The sequence below is a fragment of the Paraburkholderia sp. PREW-6R genome (assembly GCF_039621805.1).
Lineage (GTDB): Bacteria > Pseudomonadota > Gammaproteobacteria > Burkholderiales > Burkholderiaceae > Paraburkholderia.
On the sequence record NZ_CP155073.1, the window covers coordinates 173,314 to 195,248 of the forward strand.

The window sequence follows — 21,935 nt, forward strand, 5'->3', positions numbered from 1 at the left end:
TAGGGTTTCGAAGTCTTTCGAGCATGCGGCGGTTAGAATGCGGTGATTACGACTACTGCATCATGAGAAAAAATGCCTGCCGCCGCCCAGTCCGCTGAGAAACAACGTGTTGCGCGCAAAAGCACCTTCGTGAGTATCGCGCTCAACATGGTGCTGATGGCGCTCCAGATTGTCGTCGGCTTGTTCGCCCAGTCGCAGGCGTTGATTGCAGACGGTCTCCATTCGCTTGCTGATCTGATTTCCGACTTCGTCGTTCTGATTGCCAACCGGCACAGCGGCGTCAAACCCGATGCAGACCATAATTACGGGCACAGCCGCTACGAAACGGTCGCGTCGCTCTTTCTCGGTGCGCTGCTGATCGCGGTCGGCGTGGGTATGTTGTGGCGCGCGGGAGTGCGGCTCACCGCGCTGCAGGATATTCCGGCCGTCCACGTGAGCGCTTTTGTCGTGGCAGTGCTCGTGCTGGTTTCCAAAGAAGCGCTGTTTCGCTACATGCTGCGCGAGGCGCAACGCGTACGCTCTGCGTTGCTGATCGCTAACGCGTGGCATGCGAGGTCGGACGCGGCGTCCTCGCTCGTGGTGGCGATCGGCATCATCGGCAGCCTTGCAGGCGTGCGTTTGCTCGATCCGATTGCGGCGGCGATCGTCGGCTTCATGGTGGCGCGCATGGGCTGGACGTTTGGCTGGGATGCGTTGCAGGACCTGTCCGACCGCGCGCTCGACGAAGCCGCGTCCGCCGACATTCGCGCGCTGCTGCTTTCCACCCCCGGCGTGCGCGACGTGCACGACATGCGCACGCGCAAAACCGGCGACTTCGCGCTCGTCGACGCGCACATTCTGGTCGATCCGCTCATCTCGGTTTCCGAAGGGCACTTCATCGCCGAGTCGGCACGGCTACGTCTGCTTGGCGACAGCCGCGTGCTGGACGCGCTGATCCATGTCGACCCCGAGAACGATCTGGTTGGTCACCCGCCGGTCGATCTGCCGGCGCGAGAATCCGTGGTGGCAGAAGTGGACGCTACCCTCGCGGCGGCCGGCTTGAAAGCGGCTTCGGTGAATATTCACTACCTGACTGCAGGCCTCGACGTCGAGGTGGTGCTGCTCGGGTCGCAGGACCGCGACGACACCGCTTCGCGCGTTGCGCAAACCGAAGCGCGCATCGATCTCGGCGCGCTGAGACAGCGGCTCGGCGCGCGCCGGCTCGAATTGCTGCAAGAGGTCGATGCGTGTGACGCGGGCGTGGCGGCGTCAGCTGAAGCTGCCAATCCGGCTTAGGCCGCCACCTCCTGTACGATCAAAGCGGCAACTGCGTATCGAACTTGATCTCGCGCAGCACGACGCTAGTGCGAACCTGGGCGACGGCGGGAATCTTGAAAATGCGCTCGTGCAGAAAGCTGTCGTACGCCTTGATGTCGGGCGCGACGATCTTCAGGATGTAATCGGATTCGCCCGTCGTGCTGTAGCACTCGGTGACTTCCGGGCAGGTGGCAATTTCACGCTCGAACTGTTCGACGCCGCCTTCGGTGTGCCGCGTCAGATGGATATGCGCCAACGCGCACACATGCAGTCCAAGCTTTTCGCGATCGAGCAGCGCCGTGTAGCGTTGAATTACGCCCGACTGCTCCATGTCCTTGATGCGCCGCCAGCAAGGGGTGCTCGACAGGCCCACCTGGTCGGAGATTTCTTGGACTGAGCGGCGTGCGTCGAGCTGCAGCAGGCGCAGGATTTTTTGTGAGAACGTATCGAGTGTCAACTGCGCCTCCGTTTTGCGTCGCCGTATCAACGCATGGTAGAGGTGACGAAAACGAAACGCAATGCAAAACGGCTTACGCGAGCGGGATTACCTAATTTGCCGGTTACTCGGCGGGAGTTTCTGCTGAGTGATCCGGCGCTTGTCCGGCTGAAAGTGCCGACTGCGGAGCCGCAGCCTGGATCGCGCGCAAATCCTTCAGCATGTTGCAGAAGAGCGCACCCTGTTCGATCGCGTCGTCGAGCGCGACGTGCGTGTGCGGATGCTCGTCGAACCAGTGCTTCGGAAAGCGCGGCTTGATGTTCTTGCGATACGGCAAGCCGGTCATCGCGAACGCAAGCGTCTTGATGTCTAGTGCCGACCACGAAAACGGGCAGCGTCCGACGAACCGCATCATGTACCAGAACATGTAGGTGAAGTCGAAACCCGCCGGCATCGCGACGAATACCGGCTTGCCCGGCAACGCCTCGACCCACGTCACGTAAGCAGCCAGCGCGGCCTCGGGACGTTGCAGATCCTTGCGGCAGGCTTCCCACGCCTCGGGTTGCGTCTTCCACCATGCCTCCTGAACAGGGTGCGGTGACGCGCCGTCCAGCAATTCAAGGTTCGCCGAGAAGGTGCTGATCAGCTTCTTGTCTTCCGTGTACGCGGCGGACGCAAAACTGAGCATGGAGTGCGGGCCGGGAATGGGACCATCCGCTTCGACGTCGGTGCTCACGTAGATTTCGCTGCTCATGCTTGCACTCCATCGGCGACGTAGGGATTGCTCTGACGCTCGGCGCCAAAGGTGGACGTGGGACCGTGGCCCGGCACGAAGGTGACGTCGTCGCCGAGCGGCCAGAGTCGTTCGCGGATCGAGCGCACCAGGTCCGCATGATTGCCACGCGGAAAATCCGTGCGGCCGATCGAGCCGGCAAATAGCACGTCGCCAACGAGCGCAAGCCGATGCTCGCGGCTGAAAAAAATCACATGGCCTGGCGTGTGGCCCGGGCAGTGATAGACCTCCAGGGTCTCGCCGCCGAACTGCACGGTGTCGCCGTTGTGCAGCCAACGGTCCGGCTCGAACGCGTCCGCTGCGGGAAAGCCGAAGCGCGTGCTCTGATCCGGCAGCTTGTCCAGCCAGAAGCGCTCGTCAGGATGCGGGCCCTCGATCGGCACGCCGTAGTGAGCGGCCAGTGTCTTCGCGCCCGCGCAGTGATCGATATGGCCATGCGTCAGAAAGATTTTTTCGACGGTCGCATTCTGGCGCGCGATCTCCGCCTGAATGACATCGAGGTCGCCGCCCGGATCGACGACGGCCGCGCGTCCTGTCGCCTCGCAAACGAGGAGCGAGCTGTTCTGCTGAAACGGCGTGACGGGGATCAACGTGACTTTCATGAATGACGGCGGAGCGAAAAAACGTTGATTGTACCGGCGGCCGGGCTCGGTCTGTGGACGCCCGGCGACGGCTGCCAGAACACTATTTGTCTGGTCATTTTTGCAGCAATAGTAAAGATTCGTTAGGGTTTACGGCCGTCCGCGATCCGAAAATTTTGTTTTGGGTATAATGCGATCCAAGCACAGGTCATCGTGCTGTCACACGGTGATGCGTCCCCGTCAAAAACGGGAGCGCGGATCACCACTCAAGTATGGGCTGCCGGAGTAGTGGGCAGCCATCAAGTGTCGATGCGTTCGATGCACACGTCTTGCCCAGCCAGGCGCCGCGCGCCTGCTACGGAACGAAATCCGTGACGCTGGGTGGGGCCTACGCCGCCGTTCCTGCGCGCTGAGTTGCGCGCGCAAGAACGTGTTTGCCACGTTCGATGGCGGCATGTGGGGTCTGGTCAGGCTGCCGGGGACAGGTTGCGCCAGACGTGAAAATTAACCGTGCGGTAGCGGCTGAATGAGCCGCATCCGGGCTTTGACGTACTGCGCCTTATAGCGCGGCGCGTTGTCGTCCATTGCCGCCGGAGTCGCAGGCAACACGCTCAACATTCGCGTGATGCGGCTCGACAATGTGATTACACGTCTTATGAAAACTCGGTTAACCCGTGGTCTGGGGACTCTTTTTGCCTTTTTTGCGCTCGCCGGCTGCGCGACGCCTCCTGGCGCCGATACCAGCTCCGCAAGCGGCGTGCCGCAGGGCACGAAAAACGCGCAGGCAGAGTCGTTCGGGCCACAATCTTTTGGCAGCGCGCCGGCCTCCGACGTTGCCGCCCACGGTCCCTCACTCGCTGACGCCAAGCCGCTCACGGACGATGGCGCCGACGTCTCGGACTTCCATCAGACCGGCCGCGCGTCCTGGTATGGTCGTGGCTTCCACGGTCACCGCACTGCAAACGGCGAGCGCTACGACATGCATGCGCTGACCGCGGCGCATCGCACGCTGCCGCTCGGCTCGTACGTACGTGTGACCAATCCGGCCACGTCGCGCTCGGTCGTCGTACGGATCAACGATCGCGGCCCGTATGCGCGTGGTCGCGTGATCGACCTTTCAATGGCCGCCGCGAATGTACTCGACATGCGTCATGCCGGCACCGCCCGCGTGCAGATTGAAGGTTTGACGCAGCAGGAAGCGCGTGAAGCGCGTAACGAGATGCTGGCGTCGAACTCGGATTCAACCGCCGAGAAGTGAAATTGACGGGCAGCGCGAGCCGGTCGGGCGCGCCACTCGGCAGGACAGGCGCCGCCACGATGGTTGCGGCTGCAGTAATCGGGTGATCGGCGCACTTGCCGCGCGTCACAGGTTCAAAGGCAGAAGGGCCGCTTTGCGCGGCCCTTCTGCTTTCCAGCGTCGAGATTATTCCTCTTCCTTTTTCAGCGCCAGTGCGCGCGCATACAGCGCGTTCTTGGACGCACCGGTGATGCTTGCCGCGACCTTCGCCGCGCTGCTCACCGACAACTCTTCCAGCAGAATGCCGAGCAACGCGTCGTGATCGTGCTCGCCGGTGGCTTCCGGTTGCGCCCCTTCCACGACCAGAACAAATTCGCCGCGTTGACGGTTAGCGTCGGCTGCGAGCCATGCTGGCGCTTCGGCCAGGGTGCCACGGTGGAGCGCTTCATGTAACTTTGTCAGCTCTCGCGCGATCAGCAGCCTGCGTTCGCCGCCGAACGCGTCGGCCAACGCCTGCACCGTTTCCACGATTCGATGCGGCGCTTCGTAGAACACCATCGCGTGGGGGTGCCTGAGCAGCGCTTGCAGCGCGGCGGCACGCGCCTTGGCCTTCGGCGGCAGAAAGCCGAGGAACGAGAATGTCGCGACCCAGTCGCCGGCCGCGCTCAGCGCGGTCGCGAGCGCGCTTGCGCCGGGCAGTGGGACGATCTGGAAGCCGGCTTCGCGCACCGCGTCGACGAGTTTCGCGCCGGGGTCCGAGATGCCTGGCGTGCCCGCATCCGAGACATAGGCGACACGTTCGCCGGCCTGCAAATGCTCGACCAGACGCAGCGCCGCTTCGCGCTCGTTGTGCTGGTGGACCGCGACGAGCGGCTTCGAGATGCCGTAGCGCGCGAGCAGTTGGCCCGTGTTGCGGGTGTCCTCGGCGGCAATGCGGTCCACCAGTCCGAGCACGTGCAGCGCGCGCAACGAGATGTCGGCGATGTTGCCGATCGGCGTGGCCACCACATACAGCGCGGCGGCGGGGTACTGCTGCCCTTGCGCGAGTTCGGAGAGAGGAGTCATGAGACAGAAGACGCAAACAGACGGGACGAGGCCGCCATTGTGCCACGCAGTCTCGCGTGAACCGGGTCGTCCAAACGGCGGCGGGACGGGTGCCCGCAACGGTGCGAGGTCCATATCGAACACACCGCCTGCGCGAGCGTTGCATGGTCCGGCAGACACACGTGCGGCTCTGCGTGCGAAGCAGCCGGCAAGCGTACCGGCCGGCGTGACTGCATCCGCTGGCGCATTGAAAACGCCGCACAACTTTTCCAGACCGGTCGGGTCCAAACTCGTCGGCGCGGCGTTCGAGTTACGGGCGCAGGAGTTTTTGCAACGCCAGCGTTTGCGTTTCGTCGCGCGTAATGTGGTGTGCCGGGGAGGAGAAATCGATCTGGTGATGCGCGATCGGGATGGCGCGTTGGTGTTCATCGAGGTACGCGCGCGAGCGCAGCGTCAGTATGGAGGCGCGGCGGCGAGCGTCGGCTGGCAGAAGAAACAGCGCATTGTGCGGGCGGCGCAGCACTATCTCGCGCGCTGCAGCCGCGTTTCGCAAGAGCAGCCCGCGTGCCGTTTCGACGTAATCGCGTTTGAAGCCGGCCGCCTGATCTGGTTACGCGACGCCTTTCGCGCCGACGAAGTCTGACGCCAGCCGCGGTGAAGCGCCGTGAGTGCGATAAACTTGCGCTCGCGTGCGAGCCACGGGGCCACGCCGTCAGTATGTAAAAAGCCGGTTACGGTGCGAGCAATCTGCGCCGCGGCTTCGCAGGTTCGTCATGTTGACGGGTTGATTCGCCGGCGCTGCGCCGCTTTGCATACGACTTCACAACACGGCCGCGCAGTGCGGTCCATTCGCGGTAGAAGATAGAGACTCGATGTCAGTCGAACGCATTCAACAACACTTCCGCGACAGCGCGGCAGTCAAACTCGAAGCCCTCGAAACCCTGTCGATGCCGATCCTTGCTGCGATCGACACGATGTTCGCCGCGCTTGCCAACGGCAACCGCATTCTCGCGTGCGGCAATGGCGGGTCGGCGGGCGACGCGCAGCACTTCGCCGCTGAACTGATTGGCCGCTTCGAACGCGAGCGGCCAGGTTTGCCGGCGATTGCGCTGACCACCGACACGTCCGTGCTGACCGCCATCGCCAACGACTACTCGTTCGAGCAGATCTTCTCGAAGCAGGTATGGGCGCTCGGTCAGCCGGGCGACGTGTTGCTGGCGATCAGCACGTCGGGCAATTCCGGCAATGTCGTCGCCGCCGTCGAAGCCGCGCACGAGCGCGAGATGATCGTAATCGCGCTGACCGGCAAAGGCGGCGGCCGCATGCAGGACGTGTTAAGCGATACCGATATCCATCTATGCGTGCCGTCCGATCGCACCGCGCGTATCCAGGAAGTGCATTTGCTGACCATCCATTGTCTTTGCGACGGCATCGATGCGATGTTGCTGGGCGAAGATTGAGACTGAATTCGAAGGAGAGCTAGTTGATGAGCGTATTCCGCGTCAAGAAGACACTGGTGAGAACCGTGCTGGTGGTGGGGTTCGCGGCGGGGCTGTCCGCGACGTTGCAGGGTTGCTTTCTCGCCGTGGCCGGCGCGGCGGGTGGCGGCGCGCTCGTGGCGACCGACCGCCGCACGCTTGGCGCACAGACCGAAGATCGCGAGTTGCAGGTGAAGGCGCTTTCGCAGATCAGTCAGAACTTGCCCGACTCCGCGCACGTCAACGTGACCGTGTTCAACCGGCGTGTGCTGTTGACCGGTGAGGTGGCGGGCGATGCGTCGAAGCAGCGTGCCGAGAGCATCGTGCGTCAATTGAACAACGTCAGTACGATCGTCAACGAACTGGCGATCATGCCGGCGAGCTCGTTCTCGTCGCGTACCAACGATACGTATCTCGAAACGCGCGTGAAAACGGCGTTGATTGCCGAGAAGGATCTTTCGGCGAACAACTTCAAGGTGGTCGCCGAGCGCGGGTCGGTGTATCTGATGGGTCTCGTCACCATGGATGAAGGCAATCGTGGCGCCGATGTCGCGAGCCGGGTGCCGGGCGTGGTGCAGGTGGTGAAGGTGTTCCAGTACATACAGCCGCAGGAAGCGGCGGCTGCCGCGGCGGCTTCGGCGACGGCGCCCGTAGCGGCTTCGCAACCGGATGCGAGTGCGCCGACGGTGGGGGCGATTCCGGATTCGTCGGTGAGTTCGCGCCCGCTCGAGCAGCAGGCGCCGGCGCCGGTTTCCAATTCGAACTCGGTGCATCCGGGCAATCCGAAGGCGACTGCGCCATGAGGTTGGTCGGCTTTGCTGTGGGCGTGGGCTTGGGGATGATGGTTGTGTCGTCGTTGGTTTTTGCGGCTGACGCGGTTGGCGCAGGCGGTGCAGGCGGTGCAGGCGGTGCAGGCGGCGCGGTTGGCGCTGCGCGCGGGCAGGCCATCGCGAATTCGAATGCTTGCATGGGGTGTCATGCGGTCGATCGCAAACTCGTGGGGCCGTCGTTTCAACAAATCGCTGCCCGATATAAAGGGGATGCTTCCGCGCCGGCGAAGTTGGCGCGCAAGGTGAAAGAGGGCGGGTCCGGCGTTTGGGGGATGATTCCTATGCCTGCCCATCAGTCGATGAGTGATGCGGATATCAGGACGGTGGTGGATTGGGTGCTGGCGGGGGCGCCGGGGAAGTGAGGCTTTTTTTTGTGTTTTTTTAGGGTGATGGTTGGGTGGTTTGCCTGGGACGGTGGCCTTGGCAAAACGGAAAATGCCTGTGCTAGAATTGGTCCCACGTTGGGGGGGTAGCTCAGCTGGGAGAGCGTCGCGTTCGCAATGCGAAGGTCGGGAGTTCGATCCTCCTCCTCTCCACCACCAAATATTCCCAGATTGTCCGAGAAAGTCCGGAAACCCCGCAGCCGCCAAGGCTTGCGGGGTTTTTTGTTTCCGGCGAGGTCCGAGTTGTTCCTTGGAAATCTGCCCCCAACGGGGGAGCACTCTTGGGGCAACATTGCGTTCACGTGCCACTGTATTCCCCATGCCGGCACTGGCCGGGCGACGCGCAAAGCCTCATACTCTGCGAACCTTGGAAAATCACCGTCTGCATCGGAGCGGTGTTGGAACGGACTGACCGGACCCAGCGCGAGGGCCCGCTTGGCTGAATCGCGGCTAGTCCCAGTTGGCGCGAAACCATGCCGGTAGCGCGCGCCTAAGTTCATCGGAAGATGCGCGCCCACGCCTCGTCGGAGGCGACGCGCGGCACTGGAAAAGGATAAAAATGCCCCTCACCGACGTAGCGGTTCGTAATGCCAAGCCGAGGGACAAGCTTTATCGTCTTTTTGATGAGAGGGGCATGTACCTCGAAGTTTCAGCTGCCGGCGGCAAGTGGTGGCGCTTGAAGTACAGGTTTGATGGGAAAGAAAAGCGACTATCGCTCGGCACCTATCCAGATGTCAGTTTAAAGGACGCACGAGATCGCCGGGATGAGGCCCGCAAGCTTTTGGCCAACGGTGTCGACCCGAGCGTGGAGCGCAAGGTGCAAAAGGCCGCCACAATCGAGCGTGCGGCGAACAGCTTTGAAGCGGTAGCTCGCGAGTGGTTTGCACGACAGTCTCCGGGATGGGCTACCACTCATGCCGAGAAAGTTATGGGGCGCCTTGAAAAAGATGTATTTCCCTGGTTAGGGGGACGCGCGATCGCGGATATCAAATCCCCTGAAGTATTGACCGTGCTGCGCCGGGTTGAAGCGCGCGGTGCACTCGACACTGCCCATCGGGTTCATCAGAACTGTGGCCAAGTGTTTCGTTATGCGATCGCAACAGGGAGAGCAGAGCGCGACGTAAGCGCCGATCTAAGAGGCGCTCTTCCACCCGCGCGACACACACATTTCGCATCCGTGACGGAGCCTGCTGAGGTTGCGGGTCTGCTTCGGGCACTTGACGGTTTTGCAGGGACATTTGTCGTTCAGTGTGCTTTGCGTCTTGCCCCGCTACTATTTGTTCGTCCCGGCGAGCTGAGGACAGCGCAATGGGCGCAAATCGATCTTGACAAGGCGCAGTGGCGCTATAGGGTTTCAAAAACCAAGACTGAGCACCTTGTGCCACTGGCGACTCAAGCCGTTGCGATCTTGCGCGACTTGTACGCGCTCACCGGCCAACGCGAGTATGTCTTTCCCGGTCGGGACGTTAAGAAGCCGATGAGTGGTGCCGCGATTAACGCTGCCTTGAGGCGGATGGGGTTCGATACTAAAGAGGAGATTACTGGTCACGGTTTTCGAGCCATGGCGCGAACGATCTTGCATGAACAGCTACGCTTCCCGGGTGAGGTAATCGAGCATCAGCTTGCGCACAGGGTCCCTGACTCACTTGGCACGGCCTACAACCGGACGAAGTTCATTGACGATCGCATTGTGATGATGCAGAAGTGGGCAGACTATCTGGACCGGCTGAAATCCGACGCATAGTTCAGCTCTGAAAAACTGACAGTGGTGTGCTATCACGGCTGCGTCACGCTGAGCAGACAGGAGGCGATTCGCAAGCGCCACGTTGTCGCCGCATCCCCAGTGTCTGGCGCGCCTGCCCACACACGACTGACACGCTATGCCAATTGTCTGGCATCGCGCTATACGCTCCACTTCACGGTCGTATTTTGAGCCGCCTGCTGAAATTCCCCTAATTCGCCTTCCACCCATATTGCGGTCGCTAATAGCATGCGTTGATCCGGTGCGTTCCGGAGAAATTCACTAGGAGCGGAATATGGTGGCACAAATTCAAATTGGACTGACGATCCTGCGACGCAGAGAGGTAGAAGTTGCAACCGGGCTCTCTCGTTCGACTATCTATGCCCGTATTAAAGATAAGACTTTTCCCGCTGCGATACAACTTGGGCCGCGTGCTGTGGGCTGGAGAGCCGCGGACATTGACGATTTTCTTGCTTCCCCCGCCACCTACCGTGCAGAGCATTGAAAACCGCTTTTGGCTGTAGTCCCGAATTTCCCTCACTCGCCTTCTGACGCGGTTTCGCGTGTCGAGGGATGCACTCAGCGTAACTCAACTCAGAGGCACGCTATTCATCTTGCGGTGACTCTAAGTTACTCAACTCAACCATAGGGCAACAATGATCTTGCTGATCGCAGCGGAAAAAGGGGGCGTCGGTAAATCGACAATCGCCACGAATCTGGCCGTGCATCTTACCACTACAAGGAGTGGACGTTGTCTTGGTCGATACTGACGGTCAGGCGACGGCGGCCCGGTTCGCCGGGAGGCGAGACGAGGCCGGTTACACGCCTATCGTGCGGTGCGTCCAGCGCACGTGCGAGGTCGCCTCGACGCTGCTTGATCTTGCAGTTCGCTATCAGGTGGTGCTGGTCGACGCGGGGGGGCGGGATTCACGCGAAATGCGCTCCGCAATGGCCGTGGCGAACCTTGTTCTCGTGCCAACTAAGGCCAGTCAGGCGGACTTGGAGACGTTCCCTAAGCTCAACGAGCTGATAGGTCTTGCGCGGGTACTAAATCCGGCCCTGCGGGCAGCCGTGCTTCTTTCCATGGCGCCATCGAATCCGATGATTCGTGAAGTCGATGACGCAAGAGAACTACTAGCTGAATTCAATCAACTCAAGGTCGCCGACACAATCATCCGGGATCGAAAGATCTATCGCGATGCGCTGCTTTCCGGTAAAGGCGTCACCGAACTTGGCAACAGTCAAGCGCGCGCGGAAATTCAGCTTCTGGCGCAAGAATTTTTCGATCTCAGCTGACAGGTTCAAATGACCAGCAAATTCAAACTTTCGTTGCCCGCTTCGACAACCGAGCCGCGTCCGATTAGCACCGAAGACTTCGCTAATGCTGCCGGAATGGTCCGTTCACAGCGGGAACCGCGCCCGCCGAAACCGGTTCGTCTAAACCTGGATCTCGCGCCCGACCTTCATGCGCGTGTAAAGCTGCGTGCGGCGAACCTTCGATTTACAGGGGCGCAGTACGTGCGCGAACTGATATTGAAAGACTTAGCGGACCAGATTTTAGAGTAGCGCGACTCAGAACCGGACTACGTGACTCAACTCTGAGTGAAGTGGCCCAACACATATTTCGGAAGCAGCCAATATCTACGGCGACGGGAGCGTGAAAAATGACGCGGTACTTTGTGGCTACACAGGTAGTTGACTGTCAAGGCACCAATCTCTTCGCTCTCGCAATCGTGGGCGAGAATGGAGCGGAGTTCTACGGCGAAGCAAAAGACCCGGAGCAGACGTTGCACGATGTAGCCGTGAACGGCTTTGGATTGTCGCAGGTCGCCCGAAGGCAAGATCCAGTCATATCGTCGGTTAGGTTGCTGAACGACGTCGCGCTTTGGATGTGCAAAGTGCCAGATGGTTGCCATCCCGTGCTCTGCTATCGCCTCGGGGAGGACCGGCAAAGGCTCGAACAGCTGCTTGGCGACAGGTTCCCGAGGCTTTGGAGGATGGAAGACGTGCGACAGCAGCTGGACGCTCAACAGCACGAGGCCTATTTCACCCAAGTGGGAGCGACTATGGAACACGCGCTGCACCATGCTCGTGCCAATCTCTACGCGTTCACGCCGCTCCGACACAGACCTAAGACGTTGCCGTGGGTAGTATCGAGCTTGGCTGATCTGAAACTTGGCGATGATGTGCGGGCTGTCATTTTCGACGCGTTCGGAACGCTATGCCGGATTCCACACCCGAGTCGCCCATTCTTGCGACTGTTCAATCTTGGCGAAAGAAGAAAATTCTGGCCTACGCGAGAGATAGTCATGACGCGGCCTTGGGACTTGCGCGAAGCAGCCGCTGCCCTGCGATTCAATCCAAGGCCTGGAGTCATCGAGGCGCTGGAATCTGCTCTTGCCACAGAGCTTGCGAGCATTGAGCTTTTCCCGGAAGTCCCCGGTGTACTTGCAGGCCTCCGTGAGCGGGGTATCAAAGTCGCGGTAGCGTCCAATCTGGCAAAACCATATGCGGCCCCACTTCTCGCGCTGCTTCCGAGCGGACCGGATGTATTCGCCTGGTCGTTCGAAGTGGGCTACCTGAAGCCAGATCGTCGAATTTTTCATTGGGCGTGTGAGCAGTTGGGCGTCTCCCCTGAAAACGCGCTCATGATCGGTGACTCGCTGCGAGCAGATTACCAAGGCGCAAGATCCGCCGGTTTGCAGGCGATCCACCTACGACGTCACTGAGGTCGGTAGATATCTGCAAAGGTTGGGACTCGATGCGACAGTCATAGTCAGATCAGGTTCCGCGTGTTTTCGGGGCAGCGGGCGGCAATCAGCAATCGGCCCGGAGTGGCCTCGCAACTACTAAAACCGCTCCAGTGATTCGCAAGGGGCAGGACAGAGGCGCTGGCTGGCACCGGCGATCGCACATCCGACGGCCCGACAACGACGACGAAGACAAAAATATTTCCCGGATGCTCTTTAAATAGGTGCTCCTTTACCGATAACCAATGTGGTGGCGATCTCCATGCAGGGGATCGCTGCGATAGCTCAGGTTCGCGGCCGTTGCCGTATTCATTTTCATGTGTATCAAGGAGGCACCCATGTATCTTTTCAAGGAAGGGCGCAAGCACTACCTCGATTTCCTCAGGAATGTCACCCCGCAGGCGCTGCTCGTGTTCATCGGCGCGGTTTTCGTGCACGGCGGACTGCACGGGCAGCCGACACCGGAGAAGATCGCTATCGGCCTTGTCCTCTGGGGTATGGCCGCCTTTGCGGCGTGGTGCAGCGTCAGCCTCTTCTTTGAGCCGCTCAAGGAAGGCCACGTCAAACCGGGAAAGGAGCGGGCGCGGGCGGCTTTCCCCGATGTAGAAGGCAGTCGAGCGATGCGCCTTAAGCAATCAGCGAAACGCTGGTGGCACCTGACGCCCTTGATGGCTGAACTCGTCGTAGTGATGCTAATCATAGAGGCCACGTGTGTTGTGGCCGCCCTCTCTGGGGGCTTTAGTGCGGTGAGCGCCCTGCATCTCAGCTAACGACACGCCGCAGCCGGCGTCTGTAGACCGCAATAATTGTGTCACCGCCTCTGATCCGGAAACGCGCGTCAAGTTCGGTCGCGGTGACACATTTACTCGTTCCCTTGACTCCCTGTGCTGTCGCTGCGGAGCGCTCAAGTTATACCTTGGTAGGGCGCGACGAGCAGACATCGTCTGTCCGATCAAGTCCAGAGTTTTACAAATAATCTCCGAATACGGGCTCTGCACTCGGCTTCGAGTGTGCGGGCTATGCCTTGGAGGCGAATGTAGTCCTTGTCTGGTACCTTGCCTCTTCGCGAGCGTCAAGCGCATCCAAAAAGTTGCTCAGGTCGTCACCACGGACCTCTGCCCAGTCATCCTCGATCGCATGATGCCATGATGACCATTCGCGGCCACCAAACCAAAGCTTCAAATCGCGCAAGTTTGCGGGATGCCAAGGCGGGCGTGGGGCAGACTGTTGCGACATTCCGCAATCGGTTTCATCCTCACAATTGCGATACCACGCGTCGACTAGCCCTTGAATATGATCGGCGTGAAAGTCTCGCTCCCAATCCGAAATAGAAGCCCAATAAGCGGCCTCAGCTTCGTGATATCCGTTAGGAGCCCACGTCTCCTTCGTGACTCGGCCGCCAAGCGCCTCGATCCTGGAAATCCACTTGGCGTAGTTCTTCGCCATCTCGTTCTCGCTGAGATGTTTTCGGATAATCGTGCCCTTTCTTCCATCCGTGCGACCTGCTTTCAGCGGCATCTCGCCCTTCAAAAGCCGGGCGATCCCTTCGTCAAATTGTCGTTTTGCCCTTTCGCGAGACCGCCTAACGGCACTAGTTGCCGTATCGATGTCTACGATCTTGGCGAGTTCTCCCTCAACCAAGGGGAGATAGCCGAGATGACTGATTTGGTCTTCATTGAGCAGAGGCAGATCCCGATCATAGGCGAGACGCACAATCTCCATCAGCCGATGTTCTTCCATCGCCTGCGTGCCACGCAAGTATCTACCGACGTTCTCGTGGAACCAGTCCGGAAACTCGTTCAATTCCGACCGTCCGATTGCTTTGCTGCTTTGGAGGATGGTTCGCGTCACTGATTGCGTGGCGCGCAATGCCGCCGACCGGGCTCTTGATGAGCGCCACGATACGGGGCGATTTGGATCGGATTTACTGGAGGTATTGGCGACGGTCAATTCCGAACATTTTACTCCACCTCTTAGTCGGCCCACGCTGAAATTCCCCTAATTCGCCTTTGGTAACGAGATCATCCTACGTAGTCTGATGGTCGTTCGCAAGCGCGATTTGGGGGGACACAAATGCAGATAGCAACATCGTCAGCAATGCAGTCAGGCAAAGAACATGAACCTAGTAATCCACCTCAGAGCACACGGGATTTTCGTGCTGTTTTTTACGAGCTGGATCCAGCCGTACTTATAACGGCCGACGAGTTCGCGGCGCTGATGCGCGTCACGCGTGCATCCTTTGATTTCCGCCTTCACATCGGAAAAGTTCCGGACCCGGTGATCCGCGAAAATCGCTGTGTACGTTGGCGTGTGAGTGACGTACGCGAGTGGCTTGAGGCGATGCAGCAAGTGCCGCCCGACCCGAGGCGAGTACTGGGAGGGCGTGCACAGCGCACCATCGCCCGCGAAGCTGCCGGCCTACCGCGCCGTGATCACCGACGCAAGTCGGACGCGCAATAAGCACGATTTGAAGAGGCGCTCGTGCAAGGGGACGAAGAACAACTACTTCTTTCGGCAGCGGCTGAGGTTGCGCCGGAAGAAAAAACATTGATGTCTGTTTCCGGGAAGCGGCGACATTTTTTTGTGGCCGACATCTTAGATGCCGTGCCAAAAGATGACATGTTGAGCATGGAGCATCCGATGTTCGCGCTGAAGGCGGGTGACAAGCGCGTGCGAATCTATGAACGCAATGGCGTGACCGTAAAAGTTAAGCCGGGTTCCGACGGCTGCGCCACCATCCACGACAAGGATATCTGGATCTACTGCATCAGCCAGCTAGTGGAGGCGCTAAACCGGGGGCGTGAGCGTGTAGGCCGTGAATTGCGCTTTACAGCCCATGCGTTCTTTTTGGCGACGAATCGGCGTACTGATGGTGATAGCTACGATCGCATGAGCAAGGCCTTAGCAAGGCTCAAGGGGACGGTCATCGAGACCAATATCAGCACGGCTGACCTGCGCGAACGCGGGGGCTTTGGACTGATTGAAACATGGAAGGTTATCGAGCGCACCAGTGACGGGCGCATGGAAGCGGTCGAAGTAACTCTTCCGAACTGGTTATGGCGCTCGGTCAAGAGTATGCAGGTTAAGACACTCAGCCGGGAATACTTTCGACTGCGTAAGCCGCTTGACAGACGTATATATGAGCTAGTCCGCAAACACGGCGGGGCCCAAGCTCAGTGGCGCGTGACTCTCGCAGTACTGCATGAGAAGAGTGGCAGTACCGACAACCTGCGGAAATTCCGGGCCGCGGTTAAGACTCTCGCAACGTCCAACCATCTGCCAGATTACCGCTTGGCATTTGACACCGAGAGGGACATGGTGACGTTCTACTCGCGCGCGCCGAAGGGCGCAATGGCGGAGATTACGACTACCCTGGTCGGATTGAGGAAGGACAAACGTCCGTGAAACCACGTGTGCGCTGCCTTGTGGAAAAGTCTGCCATTTCTGTGGATAGACATGTGGTTTCACGGACGCATCGCTTGTGGATTAACACGTTGTTTTACGGACCTGCGATTCGTGGTTTGACGGATGCAAATACCCTGCAAAGCTTTATCTGGAAACGGTTTGAGAAGCCGTAACGCGCGCGCGCAGTTAACCAAAACCTTTTTTAAATCTTAACGCCTTCGATGATCACAGATTCGCGCCAACGGTACGAAACGCAAGTTCGTAAGAAATCGTCACTTATGACTGGCCAGACATCGAATCGGACGAGTGCGGACCGTCCCGATCCGGCGTACTGCAAGAGAGCGGTTCAATGCGGGCGCGGTGGCCCGCGACAGTCTGTGCCACGGTTGGACCAATTTGGCTCGCAGGGAGCAGGTTGCGAATGGTTGGCGCTCGCGGTCGGGCAAGCTGCATTACAACGCGACAGGCCGAAGGCGAAACACCGCGGGGAGCCCGCAGGCAACTGCGGGACCGCGCGGCCCGCTTTACACACCTTTGGCGGCGTAGGCACTGCAGCTGTCCATCGGCGGGCGCGAACGCAACGACGACCGAGGCGCAGCGTCGGTTCGTGGCTGCTACCTCCCATCGCCGAAAGCGGATTAACGCAACCACATATTCAACGCCTGGCTCCGACCATCGGTGATTTCTTTCGAGCCGAAACCGATGTCGGTCTCTTGTCCGAGAGCCATGTCGGACAAGAGGGGGCTTGGTCTGTTTCAGTCACAACAACGACATGCGAATGCATGGCTGGTTGTGGCTGGAACAGACCAAGCCCAACCCCTCAGGGGTCGAGGCGCTTAGCGACTCGGGGGGGGTGCTTGGCCGATTCCTCCCCGCTGCGAATTCGAAACATACGGCGACCGTAGGACGCGAAGTCACAACCGGAAGACAACCTCTAGCTCGGATACGAATGGGAAAAGCAAAGAAACCCGCTCTCAAGCTGCTTCCGCCAGACTGGCGCGAGGCCCTATGGCGGCAAGCATGTGAACCTGAATGGCGGGAGTCTAGACCACAATTGCTACCTGCACTCGCTATCCTTTGGCTCACCGGGTGCCGTTCGGCAGAACTCGCAAAGGGTGTGCATGTGGCTGTGCGCGGCGGTTACCTGCTCATAAGGCTAAGCGGAGCTAAGTGCGTCGATGCTGTGGGGCGCGAGCGGGGTCAGCCGACCCGCATGATGGGATTTGCGATCGATGCTGAAGCCAACCCCGCGCTGAATCTCTTGCATGCCCTGTCTGCTCACTATATGGTCGACGGAACGGCTCAATTCACGGTAACTCATGACAAGGACTACTTATACAACAGTATCGTCCAGCTGGGCAAAAGCACTTTCCCGAGGCTAAGAACGCGCGTCAGTCCATACTGCTTTCGACACCAGGTGGCTTCCGACCTGAAGGCCGACCCAAGTGTTTCATTGGAGGACGCTGCGAAGGTGATGGGCCATTTGAGCGACTACAGCATCGGAAAGTACGGGCATGCCGCTCACGGGCGGAAGGGACAGGGAGGGCGTGTGACAGCGCCGCTCGTCCAAACAGCTCGACCCATCAAGCATTCGCCGAAAGTTGACCGTTTGTCCCGTTTCAAATTGGCCAGTGCGAAGCGCCGCGATCACAAGCAGGCTTAGCTAAGTCGGAAAGACTGACAAAAAATGCGTTGATGCAGCGTCGATTCGGCGTCGATGCAGCGTCGATTCAACTAGGTTGAACTCTTGGGAGAATCTTCGCCGGCACAATGCGTTGTTTCGGCGTTGTTTCGGCGTCGATTTTGGGGCGCGGTCTTCGTTCAGCGAGACCCTAGTTCTTGCGATGCGTCGTTGAGGCGTCGATTGAAGCGTCGATTGAACAGTCGGCAGCGGCAATCAGAATGGCCGTCCAGTAGGGGTTCACAGGAGGAACAGGACATGACAGATTTGGATGGGTACCTCGATACGATTGCAAACGGTACGAGGAAGGAACTCAACTTCTTCTTGGGCTTTTTCCTGTACGAGTGCCCCACGAGCATGATCCCCGCGAAGCAACAGGTGCAGGAATGGGCGGAGGTATTGGAGAAGCGCGGTCCCGAATTCTTGGCCGATGCCGCCGCCTGTCACGAATTCAGTAACGGAAGCGACGGCTAATTTCGAGTCGTCGCGACGCGGTCGCGAGTCATTTCCGGCCGGAAGCCGGAACCAAAACATTGCAATGAAGATGCTGTTTGTCGTCGCCGTGTTCACGGATTAATGAGGCGATGGCTCAAATCATCTCGGATACGCCGGGTTAATAGACTCAGTGAATGTAGTACGATTTCGTTACCAACATTCATTGGATGAACAGTCCGATATTGAGCGACCTTCAGCGCCCTGATAAGGCATGTATCTGACGCCAAGCCTGAGAGTAAGGCCCGCCCATGCGCCTTTTCGTTGATACCGAATTCACGGACTTCATCGACTGCGATCTGATTTCGATTGCGCTCGTCGCCGACGATGGCCGCGAGTTCTACGGCGAACGCTCGGATTATGAAGATGCGACCTGCACCGCGTTCGTGCGTGAGGCGGTGCTTCCTCAACTCGGCCGGTATCCGGACCGGGTCTTCACGCGCGACGCATTGCGCGCCGAACTGGTCGCTTGGCTGGCTCAGTTCGATGTCGAGCAAGAGCGCGTGCTGTGCTTCGACTATGCAGGCGACTGGGATTTGTTCGTGGATCTCGTCGGCGACGTGCCGGATGGATGGCTGGCGTGCCATATTGGCCAAGCGCTGCGTCCCGAACGCGCGGAAATGTACTTTCGCGAGCATGGGAGCCGGCATCACGCGCTACATGATGCGCGCGCGAGCCGATACGCGATGCAGGACTGACTGGCCGCGGTCGATGAGTAAAGGTCAGCGTTACGGGGATGACGCGATCAACCCTGCAAACAGCGAAAGGTCAGGGTTTGGGGGGGCGACCGGTTGTACGGCTCGAAAGGTCAAAACTTTTGGGATAGCTCGAGGGGCCCCGGATCGCGAAAGGTCAGGGTTTCGGGGATGCTCGACCGGTTCGGTGACTCGACCGCGGCCGCATCGGAAAAGGTCAGGATTTCGGGGATGACTCGACCGACGCTGCCAACAGCGAAAGGTCAGGTTGTGGGGGGCTCGACCGGTTGTACGGCTCGAAAGGTCAAAACTGTTGGGATCGCTCGACGGGCCCCGGATCGCGAAAGATCAGGGTTTCGGAGATGCTCGACCGGTTCGGTGACTCGACCGCGGCCGCATCGGAAAAGGTCAGGATTTCGGGGATGACTCGACCAACGCTGCATCGCGAAAGTCGGAGTTCAGGGATGACTCGACTGGCTCTGCGACGCGAAAGGTCAAAACTTTTGCGATGACTTGACCTGACATATTGCGAAAGGTCAGGGTTTCGGGGATGCTCAATCAGCTCTACGGCGCGAAAGGTCAAAATTTCTCGAATGACTCGACCGGCTCCGCATTGTCAGGGTTTCGCGGTTGACGCGATCGCCCAGGCAATCAGCGAAAGGTCAGGGTTTCGGGGACGCCGGGACCGCCTTTGAAACGCCGAAGGTCTCAACGTTAGGGTATGGCTGACTCTTCTACGGCACGCTCTGCTTTCGCACTGGCACTGGTTTTCGAGGAGGTCTTCGTCTCTGGTGCAGGTAGCGAAAGCGTTTTAGACGAAGCGACCCGGTAGCTGAATGTTGCTGTCCGGCTCAGATCGGGCCACAAGCGGACGGTCGACGTCAACGCTCAGATCGGCGACAATCGGTCTTCCCGCACGGGAAAGAAAGCGGGCGTGCGGTGACCGTAAATTAACGAGAAAAACCAAAAGACTTGCGTTGATTTTCGGTCTGAAGATCCGCGCGTCTGAATGGTCTGTAATCGCGAAACCATGAATCTGGTTCGAACTGCCAAAGCTTCATATAACTCGGACGATAGCCAAGGGAAACATCGTGGCGATACTTAGATCTCACTCATATGTCCACTGGAACTACTTCCTCGCACTTGAGGAGGATTTGGATCGCCTCTCTCGATATGTGGACCTTGCAGGCGGCAATGACGCGACCTATTCGATTGAGATTGCGCGCCTGTTTCTCGGCGCGAGTTCAGAGGTCGATGTGGTGCTCAAGCAGCTCTGCCGGAAGCACAATTCAGAATCAGGGGCAACAACCATTAACGCCTACTTTGAGGCAGTCTCCGAGGCGTGTCCGAATTTCATTGGATTTGAAGTGCAAATTCCGCGATATGGCCTGACTCTTCACCCTTGGAGCGATTGGGGGGAAGGGAGGCCGCCCATTTGGTGGCAAGACCATAACAAGGTCAAGCACCACCGCGACGAACACTTTTCAAAAGCGAACCTAAAGAACTGTCTCAACTCAGTTGCCGCGCTCTTTGTTGCAGTGTTACACCTCTACGAAGAGCAAGGACGCAACGGCGAGCTTCTCCAGCTGCCACGGCTACTCAACGTCGGAGATCACCATTTTAGGGGAACCCAGATGGGGCGCTACGGAAACAGCTTTAAGTACGAAGTACGGTGACGGCCAACAGGTCAATCGACACGGATGGCTGGCAGCAATGGGCCGGCTATGGTCTTCGGCGTCAGGTGGTAGTCGGCCGAGGCCGTGTAAAAACGTGCTTGATCGCCTAGACTAAATCAACCTGTTGGCGCGAGAGGCGAAGATGGGGCGATTTGCCGAAGGTGCAGACCGCAATCAGGCAACGCTGCTGCCGGAATGTCTCGATGACTTTATTGCAGAAGACAATCCCGTCCGGATCATCGACGCATTCGTTGAAGAACTCGAATAACGCGATCCGGTCAGTCGTTGGCAAACCGGAACTGCGCAGACGCGGTCTCACAGGTGCTCTTCCGGCCTGCCGGCCCAGACGTTTTTACACGGCCTCGGCCAGGTGCGGCCATTGGTTCTTCGCTTTCGTGTAGACGTCCGAGCGGCGTCTCCACTCCAGACAACGGACCTTCGGGCACTCGATGGCCAGTCGGTTCTGGGAAGAGACACGGGTGGTATGCCGTACACTAGGTGCCTTCTGGCGGCTAATGTACCGCAAGCAATGATGACTTAACCATCATGTCCAACATCGTTGTCGATAAGTGCTTTCTCCAATCCTCCAAAACGTCCCGCATTCACGAACTTGCGGCGAGCCACCGTTTGCTCGTTTCCGAAGCCCTCTTCTACGAGATGCTCACCACTAGTGAGCCAGCGCGATCTCGGTGCTTCGCTAAGTTTCCGCCGATTGACAATCCTGTAGATTTGGTAAGTCATATCGGCACACTGATGCGCATCGAAATCGACACGCACCGATCTGCAGGGAAACCATCCGCTCACCGCGTGCAGGTCCAATTTCAATTTAATCCCAAACTACTCAACGCCGGTTACGAGTTGCCTGCCACTGCTGAGGAGGCGATTCAAGAGCAGTTCCATGAATTGAGAAATGATTCGGAGAGTATGCTGACCCGTGCGCTGAGCATGCAGAGTTTTTTCCCCAGTTTGCTGACCGGAACACAGGCTGAACGAGTCCAAGCGAAAGAGGAAGCTGAACTACTGATCTGCCAGCCTGGCACGTTACTGCAATTCTATTCGGCTCTAGAATCCCCGCCTGGGGAGCGCAGGCTCCCGCCGGTTGATCTAGTCACTGACGAATGGGCAATCTATAGGTGGCTTCAGGTTCAATTTCTTTTCGCTCTTGACTTATATGTTCGTTACCAAGGAAAGATTCCCGTTGAGATGGGCTCAGCCGCTTGGGAAAAATTGGAGCATGACGTGCTCGATGCAGAGGTTTTAATGCTTGGGTGCTTGGAAGGAGCGTTCGCCACAAACGAAAAGAAGTTAATTCGCTGGTGGCGGATGTTGTGTCCGAACGGGACGCTATATGAATAGACCGATACCTCTCAAGAATGGGTGTCGGTCGAGAAGTCATCGGCTCGTTGCTGATGAGCAG

The 21,935-nt window shown here is 58.9% G+C and carries 25 protein-coding genes and 1 tRNA gene; 21 read left to right on the forward strand and 5 right to left on the reverse strand.

The window, feature by feature from the left end:
* Positions 1-72: 72 nt before the first annotated feature.
* Positions 73-1,275 (forward strand): cation diffusion facilitator family transporter, encoded by a 1,203-nt coding sequence (locus AAGS40_RS00775; protein WP_345812540.1) that lies wholly within the window; start codon positions 73-75, stop codon positions 1,273-1,275.
* A 19-nt stretch (positions 1,276-1,294) separates the two neighbouring features.
* Here AAGS40_RS00775 and AAGS40_RS00780 read toward each other — a convergent pair whose 3' ends face one another.
* From AAGS40_RS00780 to AAGS40_RS00790, 3 genes are all read right to left on the reverse strand, one after another.
* Positions 1,295-1,753 carry an Lrp/AsnC family transcriptional regulator gene (locus AAGS40_RS00780; RefSeq protein ID WP_012431468.1) on the reverse strand — a complete coding sequence of 153 codons (459 nt, stop codon included), beginning with the start codon at positions 1,751-1,753 and terminating at the stop codon, positions 1,295-1,297.
* 103 nt (positions 1,754-1,856) lie between these two features.
* A complete protein-coding gene (locus tag AAGS40_RS00785) occupies positions 1,857-2,486 on the reverse strand; it encodes an exonuclease (protein ID WP_345812542.1) in 630 nt (209 codons plus the stop codon).
* Positions 2,483-3,127 carry an MBL fold metallo-hydrolase gene (locus tag AAGS40_RS00790; RefSeq protein WP_345812543.1) on the reverse strand — a complete coding sequence of 215 codons (645 nt, stop codon included), beginning with the start codon at positions 3,125-3,127 and terminating at the stop codon, positions 2,483-2,485. Before AAGS40_RS00790 ends, AAGS40_RS00785 begins: the two co-directional genes overlap by 4 nt.
* 604 nt (positions 3,128-3,731) lie before the next feature.
* Here AAGS40_RS00790 and AAGS40_RS00795 point away from each other — a divergent pair.
* Complete coding sequence (locus AAGS40_RS00795) at positions 3,732-4,364, forward strand: septal ring lytic transglycosylase RlpA family protein (protein WP_345814446.1); 633 nt, start codon at positions 3,732-3,734, stop codon at positions 4,362-4,364.
* A gap of 165 nt (positions 4,365-4,529) precedes the next feature.
* Here AAGS40_RS00795 and rsmI read toward each other — a convergent pair whose 3' ends face one another.
* Entirely contained in the window at positions 4,530-5,408 is an 879-nt protein-coding gene (gene rsmI, locus AAGS40_RS00800; RefSeq protein ID WP_345812545.1) for a 16S rRNA (cytidine(1402)-2'-O)-methyltransferase, read from the reverse strand.
* A gap of 205 nt (positions 5,409-5,613) precedes the next feature.
* Here rsmI and AAGS40_RS00805 point away from each other — a divergent pair, with 205 nt between their 5' ends.
* The 12 genes from AAGS40_RS00805 to AAGS40_RS00860 all read left to right on the forward strand — a co-directional run bounded on the left by AAGS40_RS00805 (position 5,614) and on the right by AAGS40_RS00860 (position 13,339).
* A complete protein-coding gene (locus tag AAGS40_RS00805) occupies positions 5,614-6,030 on the forward strand; it encodes a YraN family protein (RefSeq protein WP_345812546.1) in 417 nt (138 codons plus the stop codon).
* 229 nt (positions 6,031-6,259) lie between these two features.
* Positions 6,260-6,847: a phosphoheptose isomerase gene (locus AAGS40_RS00810; protein WP_345812547.1), complete on the forward strand. Its 588-nt coding sequence runs from the start codon at positions 6,260-6,262 to the stop codon at positions 6,845-6,847.
* Between the two features lie 26 nt (positions 6,848-6,873).
* Positions 6,874-7,668 (forward strand): BON domain-containing protein, encoded by a 795-nt coding sequence (locus AAGS40_RS00815; RefSeq protein ID WP_345812549.1) that lies wholly within the window; start codon positions 6,874-6,876, stop codon positions 7,666-7,668.
* The gene (locus AAGS40_RS00820) at positions 7,665-8,057 is read left to right on the forward strand and encodes a c-type cytochrome (RefSeq protein ID WP_345812550.1); all 393 of its coding nucleotides are present in this window, start codon (positions 7,665-7,667) and stop codon (positions 8,055-8,057) included. The genes AAGS40_RS00815 and AAGS40_RS00820 overlap by 4 nt, the downstream gene beginning before the upstream one ends.
* A 101-nt stretch (positions 8,058-8,158) precedes the next feature.
* A tRNA-Ala gene (locus AAGS40_RS00825) sits at positions 8,159-8,234 on the forward strand.
* A gap of 403 nt (positions 8,235-8,637) precedes the next feature.
* Positions 8,638-9,822, forward strand: coding sequence for an integrase arm-type DNA-binding domain-containing protein (locus tag AAGS40_RS00830; protein ID WP_345812552.1), 1,185 nt, complete (start codon positions 8,638-8,640; stop codon positions 9,820-9,822).
* Between the two features lie 292 nt (positions 9,823-10,114).
* Complete coding sequence (locus AAGS40_RS00835; protein ID WP_345812554.1) at positions 10,115-10,324, forward strand: AlpA family phage regulatory protein; 210 nt, start codon at positions 10,115-10,117, stop codon at positions 10,322-10,324.
* Between the two features lie 151 nt (positions 10,325-10,475).
* Positions 10,476-10,589, forward strand: a complete 114-nt coding sequence (locus AAGS40_RS00840) for a P-loop NTPase (RefSeq protein WP_345812556.1) — start codon at positions 10,476-10,478, stop codon at positions 10,587-10,589.
* Positions 10,576-11,115, forward strand: coding sequence for a ParA family protein (locus AAGS40_RS00845; protein ID WP_345812559.1), 540 nt, complete (start codon positions 10,576-10,578; stop codon positions 11,113-11,115). Before AAGS40_RS00840 ends, AAGS40_RS00845 begins: the two co-directional genes overlap by 14 nt.
* Positions 11,116-11,124: 9 nt before the next feature.
* Positions 11,125-11,385: a hypothetical protein gene (locus AAGS40_RS00850; protein ID WP_345812561.1), complete on the forward strand. Its 261-nt coding sequence runs from the start codon at positions 11,125-11,127 to the stop codon at positions 11,383-11,385.
* A 98-nt stretch (positions 11,386-11,483) separates the two neighbouring features.
* On the forward strand, positions 11,484-12,548 hold the full coding sequence (locus AAGS40_RS00855) for an HAD family hydrolase (RefSeq protein WP_345812562.1): 1,065 nt from the start codon (positions 11,484-11,486) through the stop codon (positions 12,546-12,548).
* 359 nt (positions 12,549-12,907) lie between these two features.
* Complete coding sequence (locus AAGS40_RS00860; protein WP_345812564.1) at positions 12,908-13,339, forward strand: hypothetical protein; 432 nt, start codon at positions 12,908-12,910, stop codon at positions 13,337-13,339.
* Positions 13,340-13,586: 247 nt separating this feature from the next.
* Here AAGS40_RS00860 and AAGS40_RS00865 read toward each other — a convergent pair whose 3' ends face one another.
* On the reverse strand, positions 13,587-14,519 hold the full coding sequence (locus AAGS40_RS00865; RefSeq protein ID WP_345812566.1) for a hypothetical protein: 933 nt from the start codon (positions 14,517-14,519) through the stop codon (positions 13,587-13,589).
* A gap of 531 nt (positions 14,520-15,050) precedes the next feature.
* On the opposite strand from AAGS40_RS00865, the gene AAGS40_RS00870 reads away from it, so the two are divergent.
* The 7 genes from AAGS40_RS00870 (at position 15,051) to AAGS40_RS00900 (ending at position 21,874) form a co-directional block, all read left to right on the forward strand.
* Positions 15,051-15,974 (forward strand): replication initiator protein A, encoded by a 924-nt coding sequence (locus tag AAGS40_RS00870; RefSeq protein ID WP_345812568.1) that lies wholly within the window; start codon positions 15,051-15,053, stop codon positions 15,972-15,974.
* Between the two features lie 1,213 nt (positions 15,975-17,187).
* Entirely contained in the window at positions 17,188-17,637 is a 450-nt protein-coding gene (locus tag AAGS40_RS00875; RefSeq protein ID WP_345812570.1) for a site-specific integrase, read from the forward strand.
* Between the two features lie 276 nt (positions 17,638-17,913).
* Positions 17,914-18,129 (forward strand): hypothetical protein, encoded by a 216-nt coding sequence (locus AAGS40_RS00880; protein ID WP_345812571.1) that lies wholly within the window; start codon positions 17,914-17,916, stop codon positions 18,127-18,129.
* A gap of 269 nt (positions 18,130-18,398) precedes the next feature.
* Positions 18,399-18,845, forward strand: a complete 447-nt coding sequence (locus tag AAGS40_RS00885) for a hypothetical protein (RefSeq protein ID WP_345812573.1) — start codon at positions 18,399-18,401, stop codon at positions 18,843-18,845.
* A 1,088-nt stretch (positions 18,846-19,933) separates the two neighbouring features.
* On the forward strand, positions 19,934-20,518 hold the full coding sequence (locus AAGS40_RS00890) for a hypothetical protein (protein ID WP_345812574.1): 585 nt from the start codon (positions 19,934-19,936) through the stop codon (positions 20,516-20,518).
* Between the two features lie 142 nt (positions 20,519-20,660).
* Entirely contained in the window at positions 20,661-20,786 is a 126-nt protein-coding gene (locus AAGS40_RS00895; RefSeq protein ID WP_345814474.1) for a hypothetical protein, read from the forward strand.
* Positions 20,787-21,064: 278 nt separating this feature from the next.
* Positions 21,065-21,874: a hypothetical protein gene (locus tag AAGS40_RS00900; protein ID WP_345812575.1), complete on the forward strand. Its 810-nt coding sequence runs from the start codon at positions 21,065-21,067 to the stop codon at positions 21,872-21,874.
* Positions 21,875-21,935: the final 61 nt, after the last annotated feature.